Here is a 15,880-nt window from a genome sequence, read left to right on the forward strand (position 1 = left end):
ATGTCGATACCGATAACAAAGATCTGCCACACGCTAAAGCGCTCCCCCTCCACCAGCATTGGTCTGTTTATTCTCTCCTCACTGGTGTTCATCGCGATTTTCGCCCCATGGCTGGCACCCTTTGATCCCAACTGGCAGAACGCGGCCGATCGGTTGCTACCTCCGGGCGCAGTTCACTGGCTGGGAACGGACAGTTATGGCCGCGATATGCTGTCGCGACTGATTTATGGCACGCGCCCCACCTTAGGGTTGGTGCTGCTGGTTACCGTCATAACCTTGCCGCTAGGCTTACTGGTCGGGGTGCTTTCTGGTTATTACGGCGGTTGGCTCGAACGTATTCTGATGCGCGTCACCGATGTGGTGATGTCGATGCCACGACTGATTCTGGCTTTTGCTTTTGTTGCCATGCTTGGCCCCGGTTTAATTAACGGCGCGCTGGCATTGGCCCTGACCACTTGGCCAGCCTATGCCCGTCAGGCCAGAGCCGAGATTCAGTTATTACGTAAAAGTGATTATCTGGCAGCTGCTGAAATGATGGGAATCAAAGGGTTGCGATTACTGTGGGGACATATTCTCCCTATGTGCCTCCCTTCTGCAGTGGTGCGCCTGGCATTAGATTTAGCGGGTATTATCCTGGCTGCAGCAGGTCTTGGCTTCCTCGGGTTAGGGGCACGCCCGCCAATGTCAGAATGGGGTTCCATGGTCGCGGATGGCATGCAGGTTATCTTTGACCAATGGTGGATTGCCGCCATTCCGGGCTGTGCTATCTTATTGAGCAGTATGGCATTTAATCTGTTAGGCGATGGCCTGCGCGATATTTTGGACCCTCACCATGACTGATAAAATTTTTGCCATCGATAATCTCTGTGTCGATTTCCAGCAGCAGCGAGTGGTGGATAATATTTCATTCCATCTCGGTCGTGAACGGGTTGCACTGGTGGGTGAGTCCGGTTCGGGCAAATCCATTACCGCCAGAGCATTGATGGGATTAGTTCGTGCTCCGGGCAAAGTCAGTGCTAAAAAACTCAGTTATTATGCTGATAACACTGATCAACAGGGCAATTCAGGCCAAGTTATCGAACACGACCTATTGCAGTTGAAACCGAAGCAATGGGGCGCATTACGTGGTAGCGAGATTGCTATGGTGCTGCAAGATCCGCGCTATGCACTGAATCCGGTTCGCACCGTGGGGAAACAAATTGAAGAATCCCTGCTGCTACATAATACGCTTTCCCGCGCGGATACCCGCGAGCGGGTATTGAATGCGCTAGCCGCGGTCGGACTCAATGAAAGTGTCTGGCACAGTTACCCCGGCCAACTTTCTGGCGGTATGGGACAGCGGGCCATGTTAGCTATCGCTTTAGTGAATAATCCACGGGTATTAATTGCCGATGAGCCAACCTCCGCATTGGACGCCAAATTGCGTAATCAAATACTGGAGTTGATTGTCGAACAGACTGAGCAGCGCAATATAAGTTTGTTGTTGATCAGCCACGATCTGCCGTTAGTCGCCGAGCATTGCCATCGCGTGTTGGTGATGTATCAGGGGAAACTGGTGGATCAGGGCGCGGCGGCTGACCTGCCTCATTCTACTCACCCTTATACTCATACCTTATGGGCTTGCCGCCCGAATGCCAGCACCTATGGCACGGACCTGCCGGTATTAGATCGTAGCGCTGATTTCTCTGGAGGTTCCCGTGGCACTGATTGAAGTCAAAAATCTACGCGTCAGTTTTGCCCAAAAGAATCAACTAAAAACGGCGGTTGAGTCGGTCAGTTTTGCGGTGGAAGCAGGTGAAACATTCAGTCTGATTGGGGCATCTGGCTGTGGTAAATCCACCGTGTTACGTACTTTGGCCGGTTTACAGCGGGAGTGGCAAGGTGAGATAACCTTGCTGGGCCAACCATTGCAACCGGGGCAACGTTTCATCGGCCAATTACGTAAAGATGTGCAGATGGTATTCCAAGACCCTTATGCGTCACTGCATCCACAACATAATATTCAGCGCACACTGGGTGAGCCGCTAAAGATTCACGGCGAGCAAAACATCCAACAACGTATTGACCAGGCTTTAGAACAAGTGGGCTTACCGACATCGGCGGCACAACGCTATCCGCATCAATTTTCCGGTGGTCAGCGCCAGCGCATTGCCATTGCCCGCGCCCTGCTATTACGACCCAAACTGCTGCTATTGGATGAACCGACTTCAGCATTAGATATGTCAGTGCAAGCAGAAATCCTCAATCTACTCAATCATTTGAAACACGAACATGGTATGACCTATTTGTTGGTCAGCCATGACAGTGATGTGGTGGCACATATGTCCGAGCGCGCAGCCATGATGGAGAGTGGGAAGATTGTCAGAGAGTTTACGCGGCGGGATCTTGAGTTGGCGGAACATTTTATGGGGTAGCGTTTTATAGGACAACAAAGGCCATTCAGTACCCGGCAAAACCGGGTGTAGAATACTATCGAAACATGAGGTAACGGTAGAGCACCCGTTCCAAATCTTGTTTCATACTGACAAAAGCCAGTATTTCCGCAGTTTGACCATCATAATCATAGATGACGCGATACTCACTGTCGGGATCCAGCCGCTCACGCAATTGCACACCGCTATCTGATAACATTGAGTTAAAACGATAGCAGACCGGATCTTCACTGATCGCTGTTATTGATGATATCAATAAATTATCAACGAACTCCCCAGCCTTAACCGGCCCCATAGTAGCGCTTTTAAAGGATTCGATATCCTGAAGAGTCCATTCTGCTGCTGGTGATATAATTATTTGGGGCATTCCTAACCTCAATATTATTACTTGCGCGCAGCGCGCAGCTTCCTTAGCGTTTCTTCCGGCGACATGCCTTGCTGGTTTTTAATATCCTGTTTAGCCAGCATAACCAGCTTCAGCAGAGCATTTGATTGGCGCTCAAGATGACGTTCCCTCATCTCCGCCTCCCTTTCTGCTGCAGGTTGGACAAACAGCTCAGCGACACCATTTTTTGTGACGAAAACGCCGCCGTCAAAAAGTTCGGGAGAGCCTAGCCCTTCTCGCGCCGCTTTTTGGGACATAGTTGTTGCCATATAGCTTTCTCCTTCAATCACCGTTCATACTCTAAGCAAGCTATCACCCGCACCGCGAAATATCAAATTTATACTAAATTTGTACACGCAATTATATCAACTAAACCCCTTAATCATCCCCACCATACCTTGAACATAGCGATCCAAAGTCTCCTCCTCCATCGCATTGGCCCCTTGTACTAAATATGGCGGAAGGAAATCCATACCCGTCATATTGGCCATCGCGTGGAAGGGCAATAACAAATCCAGCACCGGGTAACGATTATAGCCCTGTGGGCTGTAGGCCTGCTCATTGCCGCCGGTAGACACCACCAGTTGCAATGGCTTACCACGCAATTTGTCCCCACTACTGCCATAAGCAAAGCCGTAAGTTAACACCACATCCTGCCATTCACTTAAAATGGCCGGCGAGCTATACCAGTAAAATGGAAACATCATCACGATAACATCATGTGACTCCAGTAATTCTTGCTCACGAGCGACATCAATTTGAAAATCTGGATACTCACGGATCAGCTCATGTACAGTCACATTCGGTCGTGGGCGAACAGCCTCTATTAACCGATGGTTGATACGGGATTCATCCGGCTTACGGTGGGCAGTCAACACTAAAATACGTGGCATCACACATTCCCCAACAGGTTTAATGACACTATCTTTTCATTTTCAGCACTGTCGGTGTAGGCTGCAATCAGTCACATTAATTTCAACCTAAGGTATCAACCCATGTCGCTGCCTTCCGATATTCATCGCTTATTGCCCGCCTTCCTAAGCGCCGCCCAAAATGAGAATTTTTCTGTCGCGGCCCGTCAATTAGGGGTAACTCCTGCCGCTGTCAGTAAAAATGTCCGCGTATTAGAAGAAAAACTGGCGCTGCGTCTGTTTCAACGCAATACCCATAGTGTGGTGCTAACCGATGAAGGTAAGGCTTTATTAGCGCGGGTTGCTCCGCTTTGGCAGGCGCTATCACACACTCTGGACACCGTACGTAATGATGAGCAACATCCCAGCGGCACGGTTCGAGTCAGTTTGATCCCCGGTTTTGGTCGCCTACGATTAATGCCGCTGATTCCCGAGTTTATGGCGCGCTACCCGCTAATTGATTTAGATCTCTCGCTGGAAGCCAGAGTGGTTAATTTGGTCGGAGAAGGGTTTGATGTGGGGATCGGCACTCACATTGATCCCGATAGTCGCTTGATTGCACGCCAGTTTTACCCAATGCAAATGGTGTTAGCGGCCAGCCCCGCATATCTGGCACGCTATGGCACTCCCAGCAATCCGCAGCATCTCTATCAGCATCAGTGTTTACTACACCGCAATCCATCAACTGGACGAATAGTCAAATGGCTATTGCAACACAATAATGAGGTGCAATCTTTCGAGTTATCGGGCCGTTTGGTCATTTCACAACCCGAAGTATTAATGAATGCGGCGTTGGCCGATATGGGAATAACCTATATCGCACAGTGGCATGCTGAACCCCATTTTGCAGACGGCAGTTTGGTGCCAGTCCTAGCCCATCACTGGCCTGCGCCGGTTCCATTGTGGCTCTATTATGCCTCTGCCGATTTACCCCCGCGGGTACGCGTTTGGGTCGATTTTTTACTGGAACATTTCCGCCCGATGAAGCGCTAACTCATACTATTTCGTGCAAAAAAAGTGGCATAAAAATGTCCATTTTGTGATGCACTGAGCAGGGAATAAACCTAAAGCTGATTTCCTTGTTCTAGGTCAATTATGTTGACTGTCACTTCTGCCATTACCCATATATAGTGTCTATAGGAATCAAGACACCTATATGTAGTAGTTATCCACAAAACCATCCACACCCCCTCGCAGCCCTTATGTGCTGCGGTTTGCCTTGTGGATAAGATTGTTTTGGGGCTAATCCTACGCGGCAGGATACAGGAGCGACATTGTGAAAACAGTAGTGATTAAACGGGACGGTTGTCAGGTACCTTTTGATGAGGTACGAATCAAGGAGGCGGTCGAGCGTGCAGCCTTGGCGGTTGGCGTGGTAGACGCGGATTACTGCGCAACTGTTGCCCGTGTGGTCGCTCAGACGATGGAGAGCCAGCCGAAAGTTGATATCCGCGATATCCAAACAGCGGTAGAAAACCAACTGATGGCCGGTCAATACAAGCAGCTCGCCCGAGCCTATATCGAGTATCGCCATGACCGGGATATCTCGCGTGAACTGCGTGGTCGCCTGAATCAGGAAATCCGGGGTTTGGTAGAGCAAAGTAACAAAGCGCTGCTGAACGAAAATGCGAATAAAGACAGTAAAGTCATCCCGACTCAGCGTGATCTGCTGGCCGGTATTGTCGCGAAACACTACGCCAAACAACATATTTTGCCACGAGACGTGGTCTTGGCTCATGAACGTGGTGAAATTCATTATCACGATCTGGATTACGCGCCATTCTTCCCGATGTTCAACTGCATGTTGATTGACCTCGATGGCATGCTGACTCAAGGTTTTAAAATGGGTAATGCGGAAATCGAGCCGCCAAAATCCATTTCTACCGCTACCGCAGTGACCGCACAGATTATTGCGCAGGTCGCCAGCCATATCTATGGCGGTACAACCATTAACCGTATCGATGAAATTCTGGCGCCGTTTGTCACTGAAAGTTTCAATAAACACAAGCGGGTCGCAGAAGAGTGGCAGATCCCTGATGCCGCCGGTTATGCCATGTCACGCACCGAAAAAGAGTGTTATGACGCCTTCCAGTCACTGGAATATGAAGTGAATACCCTGCATACCGCCAATGGCCAGACTCCGTTTGTCACCTTCGGCTTTGGGCTGGGTACCCGTTGGGAATCGCGCATGATTCAGCAGGCGATTCTGCGTAATCGCATTGCCGGTTTAGGCAAAAACCGTAAAACCGCGGTGTTCCCGAAACTGGTGTTTGCTATCCGCGATGGCCTTAACCATAAATTTGGCGATGCCAACTACGATATCAAACAGTTAGCGCTGGAGTGTGCCACCAAACGCATGTATCCAGATATTCTCAATTACGATCAAGTGGTTAAAGTTACTGGTTCTTTCAAAACACCCATGGGCTGCCGCAGCTTCCTTGGCGTCTATGAAGAAGATGGCAAACAGATCCACGATGGCCGTAACAATCTGGGGGTTATCAGCCTTAACCTGCCACGTATTGCATTGGAAGCTCAAGGCGATGAAGAGAAATTCTGGCGGTTGCTGGATGAGCGGCTGCTGCTAGCCAAGAAAGCCTTAATGACCCGCATTGCCCGACTCGAAGGGATCAAAGCCCGCGTGGCGCCTATCCTGTATATGGAAGGGGCTTGTGGTGTGCGCTTGCAAGCGGATGACAATATCTCTGAAATCTTCAAAAATGGCCGCGCATCTATCTCGCTGGGCTTTATTGGTATCCATGAAACGGTTAATGCTTTGTTTGGCAATCAATCCCATGTCTTTGATGACGAAAAGTTACGTGCAAAAGGCGTAGCTATCGTCGAGCGCATGAGACAAGCCACGGATAACTGGAAAGAAGAAACCGGCTACGCCTTTAGCCTGTACAGCACGCCGAGCGAAAACCTGTGTGACCGCTTCTGCCGCCTGGATACCGCAGAATTTGGTGTGGTAGAAGGTGTCACCGACAAAGGCTATTACACCAACAGCTTCCATCTGGATGTTGAAAAGAAAGTTAACCCGTACGACAAACTGGACTTCGAAGCACCTTATCCTCCATTGGCTAACGGCGGTTTCATCTGTTATGGCGAATACCCTAACTTGCAGCATAACCTCAGAGCGCTGGAAGATGTCTGGGATTACAGCTACAGCCGAGTGCCATATTACGGCACCAACACACCCATTGATGAATGCTACGAGTGCGGTTTTACCGGCGAATTCTCCTGTACCAGCAAGGGCTTCACCTGCCCGAAATGTGGTAATCATGAGCCATCAAAAGTGTCAGTCACCCGTCGGGTCTGTGGCTATTTAGGTAGCCCGGATGCACGGCCATTTAACGCCGGTAAGCAAGAAGAAGTGAAGCGCCGCGTTAAGCATTTGGCAAACGGACAACTGGGCTGATTTTCAATATTGAAATTACCCCAATAATATTAATCGCCCCCAAAGGAATTGGAGTTGTAGGTAGGCAGCAAGCAAATAAATCCCGATGAGCTTACATCAGTAAGTGATTCGGGTTTGTGAACGCAGCGAATACCCCTGCAGCTTCAAGTACGAAGGGGAACATATTGGACAAGTAATTATTAACTATCATCAATATTACCCGGTCGATGTTATCAACGGCCCCGGTACCCGCTGTACGCTGTTCGTCTCTGGCTGCGTACACGAATGTGTGGGTTGTTATAACAAAAGCACCTGGCGACTGAATTCGGGTAAGCCATTTACCCAAGAAATGGAAGATAAAATCATAGCGGATCTGAACGATTCCCGTATCCACCGGCAAGGGTTATCCCTCTCCGGCGGTGATCCGCTGCATCCACAAAATTTGTCTGCCATTCTGCAATTGGTGAAACGCGTACGCCAAGAGTGCGACGGGAAAGATATTTGGGTCTGGACTGGCTATACCCTGGCTGAACTGACCGCCGACCAACAACAAGTGGTGGATTTAATCAATGTGCTGGTCGATGGCAAATTCGTGCAAGACCTAAAAGATCCGTCGCTTATTTGGCGTGGCAGCGGTAATCAAGTTATCCATCATTTGCGCTAATTGGCAAAGTTATAGGTTAAGGTCGCGTTAAACCGCCAATCACGACGCGTACTATCACTGGGCAGGTCGCCAATCGGCCTCGCCCCTTCCAGTGATAATGAATAGTGTTTGTTATCACCCAAGGTCACCCCCACCGCGTACGATGCCAGTTTTTGTGCGCGAAATATCGGTGAGTTATACCAAGTGTGTGCCGTATCCAGCACCGCATAAGGTTGAATGGTTTTCAGCCAATTGCCATTTTCCCGATTATGTATATAGCGCATTTCTACCTGTCCGCCATAGCCATAATCCCCCGCTGCCTCACCATCTGGATAACCTCGGCCAAACCGTAACCCGCCAAAAATCACATGCTCTGCTTCTGGCAAATCATTGTCAGACCAATCACCTTCCGCCGAGGCACTCAATCGCCATTTTTCGGCCATTAAATACGCGCCATCTCCGGTGAGTTTCCAGCGGGTAAAACCTAAGTCTCCCCAAGGAACTGAACTAGAGGCCAAAGCGCCGTTTATTCCTTTGCGCACGCTGGCACGGGTGCTCCAATAAGATTGGGTATATTCCCGATAACCCGTCAGTGCCAACTCGGCAGCCGGATAACGCATCCGTTGGTTCTGTTCTTCTAAATCGAGCAATGTATTATTAAATCTGGCTCGGCTCTTTAGATTATAGCTTTTCTCCAAATAATCTACGCCCCCGCTCACTGTCCATTGACGTTTACGGGTTAATTCTAATGGATAACTTAACACCACCCCACCAGTATATTGTATCTGCTGCGTGCGACTGGATAACGTGATATTAGCGGGGAATAGTGTCAGCATATCAGTATAATCTTTCGGTTCTTGCTTATAATAACTACTACGGGTTTGCAGTAATAAGCCATTGCTACCTAAGTATTGTTGATAGTTTATACCTAAATATTGGTTACGATTCTTGCTGTCTAACGGTAATAATGTCGCGACACCCAATTGCTCTGCATAAGATGTAAAGCCACTTAGAGTTGCATTGAGTACCCCACTGTATACACCTTTGCGGCTATCCAATGCAGTACTGACATTCCAGTTACGTGGATGATCGGCTTTAATATCTAATAATGTTGCGCCATAAATATTATCCGGGTTTTTAGCCGTGGCGATCACTTTAGTATCCGGCATTCGACTCATCAAAATGCTGTAGCGTTCAAAGGTATCCTGTGTCAGCGGCTTCTCAACCATAATGCGCTGAGACAACTTGGTCAGCCAGCTCCCTATCGCTGCGTTGTCACTTTGAATACGGGTATTGGCAATATAGCCCTCAACCAAACCTATTTTTAATGCGCCATTGGCAAAGTTATCAGTCGGCAAATAAGCATAAGAGAGAATATAACCATCTTGCTGATACATTTTTGTAATAGACTGAGTTGCTAAAAGCAGAGTCTTTAATGGTACTTTTTTACCAATATAAGGCGTAAATGGTTCGCTGAGTATATTAATATTATATTGGGTACCACCAATAAACTGGATATGTTTTACATTAATTAAAGTATCCAGTGTTAGTTTAGAATTGGGTTCTGGTACGGGAGTTGAAATCGTTGGTGCCACCGTGCGAGGTGTTTGTGGCCTTGCTATATCGCGCGATATTTTAGAAGGGTTATTCTGGTCAATTAACATAGGAATAGTATTAGCGAGCGCGCTGAACTGCCATACACTTCCCGCACCAAATAAAAATACGAGACACACTCTATTATTCATAGAATATTTCCTTATGCGCACATTAAATTATAATTTTAACAATCTATTTTTTTATAATAACGATGCTCTCCCCATAAATAAGGGAGAGCTAGTGTCGTTATACTTCAAGCTGCATGTGCGTTGGCTGCTCTCGCTCACCCGAATCATTGACTGACGTCAACTCATCGGGACTCAGAGGCTCACCCTGCGGGCCAGCGCAAGCGCTGTCCAAAGTGGTTTACAACCAATTTGTGTCTCAATTGCCGCCTTCCTGCAACTCGAATTATCTAGGGTATATATATTTAATTGGTTTTTGGTTTTAATATTCCGCCGATCCCGCCAGCTAAACCACCACTGGCATTGGCTGAGACATCAGCAGTTAATCCGCCGCTAACACCACCGACAGTATTGTTCACCCCAGCCAATAAGTTGCTGTTACTGCCACCAGAGGTTCCAGAGGGTAGTACCGGGGTATTGGTGACACCTGCCAGTAAGCCATTCGAACCACCTGTTGATGTTGGCGGAGTGACTAAACCACCCGCCTTCTCAACGGCTTGCCCGCTGCCTTGCAGTACCTGTCCAACTCCCGCCAACGTTGGCGCATTGGTACCCACTTGGGTACCCGTCGTCACAATCGTCCCGCCGACAGCGGTCAGTAAATTATTCACTGGCGCACCAATGCCAGTGGTCGAGCCAACGGTCTGAGTAATATCTTGTACCTGACCCACCACTGGCGTCACTATCCCGGTTGCTGCGGTGGTTAGCTTACTGGTCGTTCCGATTTGCAGGTCTTGCGCCAATCCGTTACCGATGGAAGTGACTGCCCCACCCGTTTTATCAACTAACCCACCATCGGTACCGGTAACTCCGCCCAATGGCGTGTTGGCTGCGATACCTGAAACTGTTCCACCTAATCCTGAAACACCGGTGCCCACATCAGCCACAGCCTTCGGTATACCGGCAGCAGTAGTGCCCAATGCATTAGGATTATTTCCCAATTGACCTACACCCTTCTGTAAACCGGTTCCGATATCACTGACAGCATTACCCGCGCTATCGACGACAGTAACAAAACCACCACCAACGATTGGCAAGCTACCCACAGGAGTTTGACTTACAACACCACTGACGGTATTACCAACGCCATCTACCGCGTTACCGACACCAATTACTACATTTCCAACCGCAGAATTACTGGCTGTCGTGCCGCCACCGCCATCAGTTCCGCCACCGCCCGTCCCGCCACCAGAGCCATTTCCGCCATTACCACTGCCAGAACCATCACCTCCGCTTCCGCTGCCCGAACCTCCCGTGGTCTGACCCGCATTATTCTTCGCAGAATTGTGAGAACCTCCGCCACTGCCACTACATGCCGCGAGTGAGCAAGCCAGTAATATTGCCAAACTTATTTTGCTCAAACGGCTGATATTTTTAGGGCACATAGTAACCCCCCCAGAGAGAACGCCACAGCGGCGCAAATTAACTATAAGAGAAACTTATGCTTCTCTAAAGTTAAGAAAATGTTTATTTTTTGTTTAAGGTGAGGATTTTTCGTAGTGATATGTATCAGATTGATAATGCGATAAAACGTTTTCTTATAAGCCGTACTTTTTAGCCCATAAAAAACCTTGTTAACAACCACAAGATTTCATCATTCCGCCATCTCAGCTTAACCCTACTGTCATTGAAAACCGCCAGCATAGCGGGTGAGAAAACTTACTGGCTATCACCATGACAATCCGCAACCTGCTCATCAGTATTGCTCCTTGTGTTTCATTGTGGATGGCCGTCAGAAGTGATGCACACAGAGGGGTTATCTGCCATGCACTTATCTAGACCACCGACCAGTTATCCCACCCGCTATCAACAAATTGCGGCCCAGCTAGAACAGGAGCTGCGCGGTGCTTATCGCTGCGGGGATTATCTGCCGTCTGAACAGCAGTTAGCCGAACGTTATCAGGTCAATCGCCATACCCTGCGTCGGGCCGTCGATGAATTGGTCGAACGCGGCTGGCTGCAACGTCGGCAAGGTATTGGCATTCTGGTGTTAATGCGCCCTTATGACTACCCGCTGCATGCGAATGCGCGCTTTAGCCAGAACTTATTGGATCAGGGTAGTGACCCCACCAGTGAGCGCTTACTCGCCGTCTTACGCCCGTGCATTGAGCATGTCGCCAAAGCGCTATCAGTGGATGAAGGGACGACCGTGATCCATTTACGCACCCTACGGCGAGTCAATGGTGTGCCTGTCTGCGTTATCGATCACTACCTGCCGGATTTGAGTTGGTGGCCCGCGTTGCAGCAATTTAACTCCGGTTCACTGCATCAATTCATCAGCCAACATCTGCAACAGCCTTTAAGCCGTAACCAGACTCGCATTAGCGCACGCCGTGCTCAGGCCAAAGAAAGCCGTTTACTTGAGATTGCCACCCATGCGCCGCTGCTCTGTGTGCGCACTTTAAATGTCCGTGTTGATAGCCAGCAGGTGGCGGAGTACTCCGTCAGCCTGACGCGTGCCGACATGATTGAACTGACCATGGAGCACTAAATGGAAAGTATCTCTAACACCCGTCAGGACTGGATGTCAGTGTTGGCCCACAGCCAACCGACGCAATTACTCGCACATTGGCAACCCTTGAATCTGGCACCGCAATATCAGGTGATCCGTGCGCCAGAGATTGGTTTGAGCCAATTACAGGCGCGAATGGGCAGCACTGGCCGCCGGTTTATTCTGGGCGATATGACCCTCACCCGCGCGGTAATCAAACTCAACCACAGCACCGATATCTATGGTTACAGCTACATTGCCGGACGCAATAAACCTCATGCAGAACTCTGCGCGCTATTAGATGCGTTATTACAGCTTTCCACCCTTAACGGAAAACCAGCCGGTCTGAGTGAATTGCTGCTGAAAACCGTCATTCATCCTCTGGCGGCCATACAGCAGGAGCGGCGGGAATTACGTGCCCGCGCTATCGCCACCAGTAAAGTGGATTTCTTCACCCTGGTGCGAGGAGAAGGCTAATGAGCCTATTAAACCATTTTGACCAGCCGGTTGATGATGCTCAGCATGCTTTTCGCCGTATTCTCAAGGCATTAAGCGAACCAGGCGTTGTCGTTTCTCTGCCCCATAGCAGCGGCTGGCAGCCATTAAACCCCGCCACCACCAGCATCCTGTTGACCTTGATTGATCAGGAAACGCCGCTCTACCTGGATGAACCGCTCAACAGTGATGCCGTGCAACAGAATATACGTTTTCATTGCGGAGCACCGCTGACAGCCAGCATCAAAAATTCAATTTTTTCTTTATTTGACAATGAGATAAAAGAAAAACTCTTAATTAGCTGCCCCGTAGGTAGTGAACTTTCGCCAGAGTACTCCACCACCGTCATTCTTCAGGCCACAAGTCTGCACCTTGGTATACCTCTGCGCCTACGTGGGCCGGGCATCGAGCACCACCGTACTGTAGCTCCCCAATTACCCTCTGCCGTGCTGAATTACCTGCTTAACCGCCCGATCGCATTCCCTGCTGGCCTCGATTTTTTATTGACCTGCGGCGAGAACCTAATGGCTATCCCACGAACCACCCATGTGGAGGTGTGCTGATGTACGTTGCCGTCAAAGGGGGCGAAAAAGCCATTGCGGCAGCCCATCAACTACTCGAACACCAGCGTCGTGGTGATACGCAAATCCCGGCTATCGATTGCGAACAGATTGAGCAACAGTTAGGTCTGGCGGTAGATCGGGTGATGACCGAGGGCGGTATCTATGACCGCGAGCTGGCTGCATTGGCAATCAAGCAAGCCAGCGGTGATCTGGTCGAAGCGATTTTCCTACTGCGCGCCTACCGCACCACATTACCGCGTCTGGCCGTCAGCCAACCGCTGGCAACCGGCAATATGCAGCTGGAGCGGCGCATCTCCGCCATTTATAAAGATTTGCCCGGCGGGCAAGTGCTCGGCCCCACCTATGATTACACCCATCGACTACTGGACTTCACCCTGCTGGCCTCAGGTGAAGCGCCGCATGCGCTCAATCGCAGAGAAATATCGCCAGAAGATATATCGCAAAATAATTGCGCTCATGTGTTTGATTTATTAGCGCAAGAGCAATTAGCGAAAGTTGAGCAGGATGACGGCACTCCGCCGGAAGATATCACCCGCAACCCACCGGTTTATCCGTGTCATCGCTCAGCTCGGCTGCAACAGCTGGTGCGCGGTGATGAAGGTTTCCTGCTGGCGCTGGGCTATTCCACCCAGCGCGGCTATGGTCGAACTCATCCATTCGCCGCCGAGATCCGTACCGGCGAGCTGACCATTTCAATTGAGCCGGAAGAACTGGGATTTGCGATTGATATCGGCGAGATCTTACTCACCGAATGCGAAATGGTGAATGGTTTTGTCAGTCCGGAAGCAGAACCCCCACATTTCACTCGCGGTTATGGTTTGGTATTTGGTCGTGGTGAGCGCAAAGCCATGTCGATGGCCTTGATAGACCGTGCTTTGCAAAGCCGGGAATACGACGAAAATATTGCCAGCCCAGCGCAAGATGAAGAATTTGTGTTATCCCACGCCGACAATGTCGAAGCCGCCGGTTTTGTTTCTCATCTCAAACTGCCCCATTACGTTGATTTTCAAGCCGAGCTGGAGTTACTCAAGCGCCTGCGCCGTGAGCATTCATCCGTAGCCGCAGAACAACAGGAGCCACGCCATGACTGAAGTTCTCACCGGTTACAATCTGGGTTATCTGGACGAGCAAACCAAAAGAACATTACGCCGCGCGTTACTGAAAGCCGTGGCCATCCCCGGTTATCAGGTACCCTTCGGCGGCCGTGAGATGCCGATGCCTTATGGTTGGGGCACCGGTGGCATTCAGTTAACCGCCTGCCTGATTGGCCGTTACGATGTGCTGAAAGTGATCGACCAGGGAGCCGATGACACCACTAATGCGGTGTCGATCCGCCGCTTCTTCCAGCGGGTCAGTGGAGTGGCGACTACCGAAAAAACCGCTGACGCCACTTTGATCCAGACTCGGCATCGCATTCCAGAAACGCCGCTAACGGAAGATCAGATCCTTATCTATCAGGTACCGATCCCGGAACCTCTGCGCTTTATTGAACCGCGTGAAACCGAGACGCGCAAAATGCATGCGCTGGAGGAGTACGGCGTAATGCAAGTCAAGCTATATGAAGACATCGCTCGCTACGGCCATATCGCGACCACCTATGCCTATCCGGTAAAAGTGAATGATCGCTATGTGATGGATCCGTCGCCCATTCCGAAATTTGATAATCCCAAAATGCACATGATGCCCGCGCTGCAACTGTTTGGGGCCGGCCGTGAAAAACGCCTTTATGCCCTACCACCTTTTACCAAAGTGGAAAGTCTGGACTTCGACGATCACCCCTTTAGCGTGCAGCAATGGGATGAACCCTGTGCTTTGTGCGGCTCGCACCACAGTTATCTCGATGAGGTGGTGATGGACGATAAGGGCAGCCGGATGTTTGTTTGCTCGGATACTGATTTTTGCCAGCAGCAACTGGCTCAAACTACCGCATCAGAGGCCAATATTCATGATTACTGAACAGATTATCTCCCCATCCGCTGCTGTTCATCCGCTGTTGTCGGTGGAGAATCTTACCCATTTGTATGCACCAGGTAAGGGGTTCAGTGATGTCTCTTTCCAGCTGTATCCCGGTGAAGTGTTAGGGATTGTTGGTGAATCGGGTTCGGGTAAAACGACCTTGCTGAAATCCATTTCAGCCCGCCTGGCACCGCAACATGGGCAAATTTTTTATCGACCTGATGCACAATCAGCGGTTGATTTGTATCAGATGGCCGAAAGCCAACGCCGCCGTTTACTTCGCACCGAATGGGGTGTGGTGCATCAGCACCCACTCGATGGGCTGCGACCACAAGTCTCGGCGGGCGGCAATATCGGCGAGCGACTGATGGCTATTGGTCAGCGCCATTATAGCGAGATACGCCGACAAGCAGGCCGCTGGCTGGAAGATGTCGAGATCCCCTTATCTCGTCTTGATGACCTGCCCACCACCTTCTCCGGCGGCATGCAGCAGCGGCTGCAAATTGCCCGCAATCTGGTGACGCATCCTAAGCTGGTGTTTATGGATGAACCGACTGGTGGCCTGGACGTGTCAGTACAAGCACGGCTGCTGGATTTACTGCGCAATCTGGTGGTGGAGATGCAATTGGCGGTGGTGATTGTTACTCATGACTTGGGGGTTGCCCGCTTATTGGCTAACCGTCTACTGGTGATGAAAGAGGGACAAGTTATCGAAACTGGCCTGACTGACCGGGTGCTGGATGATCCGCACCATCCCTATACCCAGCTACTGGTTTCATCGGTATTACAAAACTGAGTGAGAACTGAC

17 protein-coding genes are annotated in these 15,880 nt (G+C 50.1%); 12 read left to right on the forward strand and 5 right to left on the reverse strand.

The genetic code is table 11. The features are described 5' to 3' along the window. The first annotated feature begins 6 nt into the window (after positions 1 to 6). Genes ACF3VQ_RS18365 through ACF3VQ_RS18375 form a run of 3 tightly spaced genes read left to right on the forward strand, consistent with a single transcriptional unit; the run spans position 7 to position 2,414 of the window. A complete protein-coding gene (locus tag ACF3VQ_RS18365) occupies positions 7 to 840 on the forward strand; it encodes an ABC transporter permease (protein ID WP_026017978.1) in 834 nt (277 codons plus the stop codon). Continuing rightward, positions 833 to 1,711 (forward strand): ABC transporter ATP-binding protein, encoded by an 879-nt coding sequence (locus ACF3VQ_RS18370; protein ID WP_392432460.1) that lies wholly within the window; start codon positions 833 to 835, stop codon positions 1,709 to 1,711. Before ACF3VQ_RS18365 ends, ACF3VQ_RS18370 begins: the two co-directional genes overlap by 8 nt. After that, on the forward strand, positions 1,698 to 2,414 hold the full coding sequence (locus ACF3VQ_RS18375; protein ID WP_392432461.1) for an ABC transporter ATP-binding protein: 717 nt from the start codon (positions 1,698 to 1,700) through the stop codon (positions 2,412 to 2,414). The genes ACF3VQ_RS18370 and ACF3VQ_RS18375 overlap by 14 nt, the downstream gene beginning before the upstream one ends. 55 nt (positions 2,415 to 2,469) lie before the next feature. Here the strand turns inward: ACF3VQ_RS18375 and ACF3VQ_RS18380 are convergent, their stop codons facing one another. The 3 genes from ACF3VQ_RS18380 to ACF3VQ_RS18390 all read right to left on the reverse strand — a co-directional run bounded on the left by ACF3VQ_RS18380 (position 2,470) and on the right by ACF3VQ_RS18390 (position 3,710). After that, positions 2,470 to 2,799 (reverse strand): type II toxin-antitoxin system RelE/ParE family toxin, encoded by a 330-nt coding sequence (locus tag ACF3VQ_RS18380; RefSeq protein ID WP_392432462.1) that lies wholly within the window; start codon positions 2,797 to 2,799, stop codon positions 2,470 to 2,472. Between the two features lie 17 nt (positions 2,800 to 2,816). Beyond that, positions 2,817 to 3,086 carry a hypothetical protein gene (locus ACF3VQ_RS18385; protein WP_050114449.1) on the reverse strand — a complete coding sequence of 90 codons (270 nt, stop codon included), beginning with the start codon at positions 3,084 to 3,086 and terminating at the stop codon, positions 2,817 to 2,819. Positions 3,087 to 3,182: 96 nt separating this feature from the next. Beyond that, positions 3,183 to 3,710, reverse strand: a complete 528-nt coding sequence (locus tag ACF3VQ_RS18390) for an NAD(P)H-dependent oxidoreductase (protein ID WP_392432463.1) — start codon at positions 3,708 to 3,710, stop codon at positions 3,183 to 3,185. 102 nt (positions 3,711 to 3,812) lie between these two features. Between ACF3VQ_RS18390 and ACF3VQ_RS18395 the strand changes: the two genes are divergently transcribed. From ACF3VQ_RS18395 to nrdG, 3 genes are all read left to right on the forward strand, one after another. Beyond that, the gene (locus ACF3VQ_RS18395) at positions 3,813 to 4,721 is read left to right on the forward strand and encodes a LysR substrate-binding domain-containing protein (RefSeq protein WP_392432464.1); all 909 of its coding nucleotides are present in this window, start codon (positions 3,813 to 3,815) and stop codon (positions 4,719 to 4,721) included. 283 nt (positions 4,722 to 5,004) lie between these two features. After that, entirely contained in the window at positions 5,005 to 7,143 is a 2,139-nt protein-coding gene (gene nrdD / locus ACF3VQ_RS18400) for an anaerobic ribonucleoside-triphosphate reductase (RefSeq protein ID WP_392432465.1), read from the forward strand. A gap of 178 nt (positions 7,144 to 7,321) precedes the next feature. After that, positions 7,322 to 7,786: an anaerobic ribonucleoside-triphosphate reductase-activating protein gene (gene nrdG / locus ACF3VQ_RS18405; RefSeq protein WP_392435687.1), complete on the forward strand. Its 465-nt coding sequence runs from the start codon at positions 7,322 to 7,324 to the stop codon at positions 7,784 to 7,786. Here nrdG and ACF3VQ_RS18410 read toward each other — a convergent pair. Both ACF3VQ_RS18410 and ACF3VQ_RS18415 read right to left on the reverse strand, forming a co-directional pair. Beyond that, entirely contained in the window at positions 7,783 to 9,510 is a 1,728-nt protein-coding gene (locus tag ACF3VQ_RS18410) for a ShlB/FhaC/HecB family hemolysin secretion/activation protein (RefSeq protein WP_392432466.1), read from the reverse strand. The genes nrdG and ACF3VQ_RS18410 overlap by 4 nt on opposite strands. A gap of 281 nt (positions 9,511 to 9,791) precedes the next feature. After that, entirely contained in the window at positions 9,792 to 10,931 is a 1,140-nt protein-coding gene (locus tag ACF3VQ_RS18415; protein WP_392432467.1) for a collagen-like triple helix repeat-containing protein, read from the reverse strand. Between the two features lie 380 nt (positions 10,932 to 11,311). Between ACF3VQ_RS18415 and phnF the strand changes: the two genes are divergently transcribed. The 6 genes from phnF to phnK are packed head-to-tail and all read left to right on the forward strand — an operon-like array spanning position 11,312 to position 15,868. Then, complete coding sequence (phnF, locus tag ACF3VQ_RS18420; RefSeq protein WP_392432468.1) at positions 11,312 to 12,037, forward strand: phosphonate metabolism transcriptional regulator PhnF; 726 nt, start codon at positions 11,312 to 11,314, stop codon at positions 12,035 to 12,037. Further along, a complete protein-coding gene (phnG, locus tag ACF3VQ_RS18425) occupies positions 12,038 to 12,514 on the forward strand; it encodes a phosphonate C-P lyase system protein PhnG (protein WP_392432469.1) in 477 nt (158 codons plus the stop codon). Continuing rightward, positions 12,514 to 13,095 carry a phosphonate C-P lyase system protein PhnH gene (gene phnH / locus ACF3VQ_RS18430; protein WP_392432470.1) on the forward strand — a complete coding sequence of 194 codons (582 nt, stop codon included), beginning with the start codon at positions 12,514 to 12,516 and terminating at the stop codon, positions 13,093 to 13,095. The genes phnG and phnH overlap by 1 nt, the downstream gene beginning before the upstream one ends. After that, on the forward strand, positions 13,095 to 14,207 hold the full coding sequence (locus ACF3VQ_RS18435; RefSeq protein ID WP_392432471.1) for a carbon-phosphorus lyase complex subunit PhnI: 1,113 nt from the start codon (positions 13,095 to 13,097) through the stop codon (positions 14,205 to 14,207). Before phnH ends, ACF3VQ_RS18435 begins: the two co-directional genes overlap by 1 nt. Next, complete coding sequence (locus tag ACF3VQ_RS18440; RefSeq protein ID WP_392432472.1) at positions 14,200 to 15,072, forward strand: alpha-D-ribose 1-methylphosphonate 5-phosphate C-P-lyase PhnJ; 873 nt, start codon at positions 14,200 to 14,202, stop codon at positions 15,070 to 15,072. The genes ACF3VQ_RS18435 and ACF3VQ_RS18440 overlap by 8 nt, the downstream gene beginning before the upstream one ends. Then, positions 15,062 to 15,868 (forward strand): phosphonate C-P lyase system protein PhnK, encoded by an 807-nt coding sequence (phnK, locus tag ACF3VQ_RS18445; protein ID WP_392432473.1) that lies wholly within the window; start codon positions 15,062 to 15,064, stop codon positions 15,866 to 15,868. The genes ACF3VQ_RS18440 and phnK overlap by 11 nt, the downstream gene beginning before the upstream one ends. Positions 15,869 to 15,880: the final 12 nt, after the last annotated feature.

The sequence above is a fragment of the Yersinia fenwicki genome (assembly GCF_043099325.1).
In the GTDB taxonomy this organism is placed as follows: Bacteria; Pseudomonadota; Gammaproteobacteria; order Enterobacterales; family Enterobacteriaceae; genus Yersinia.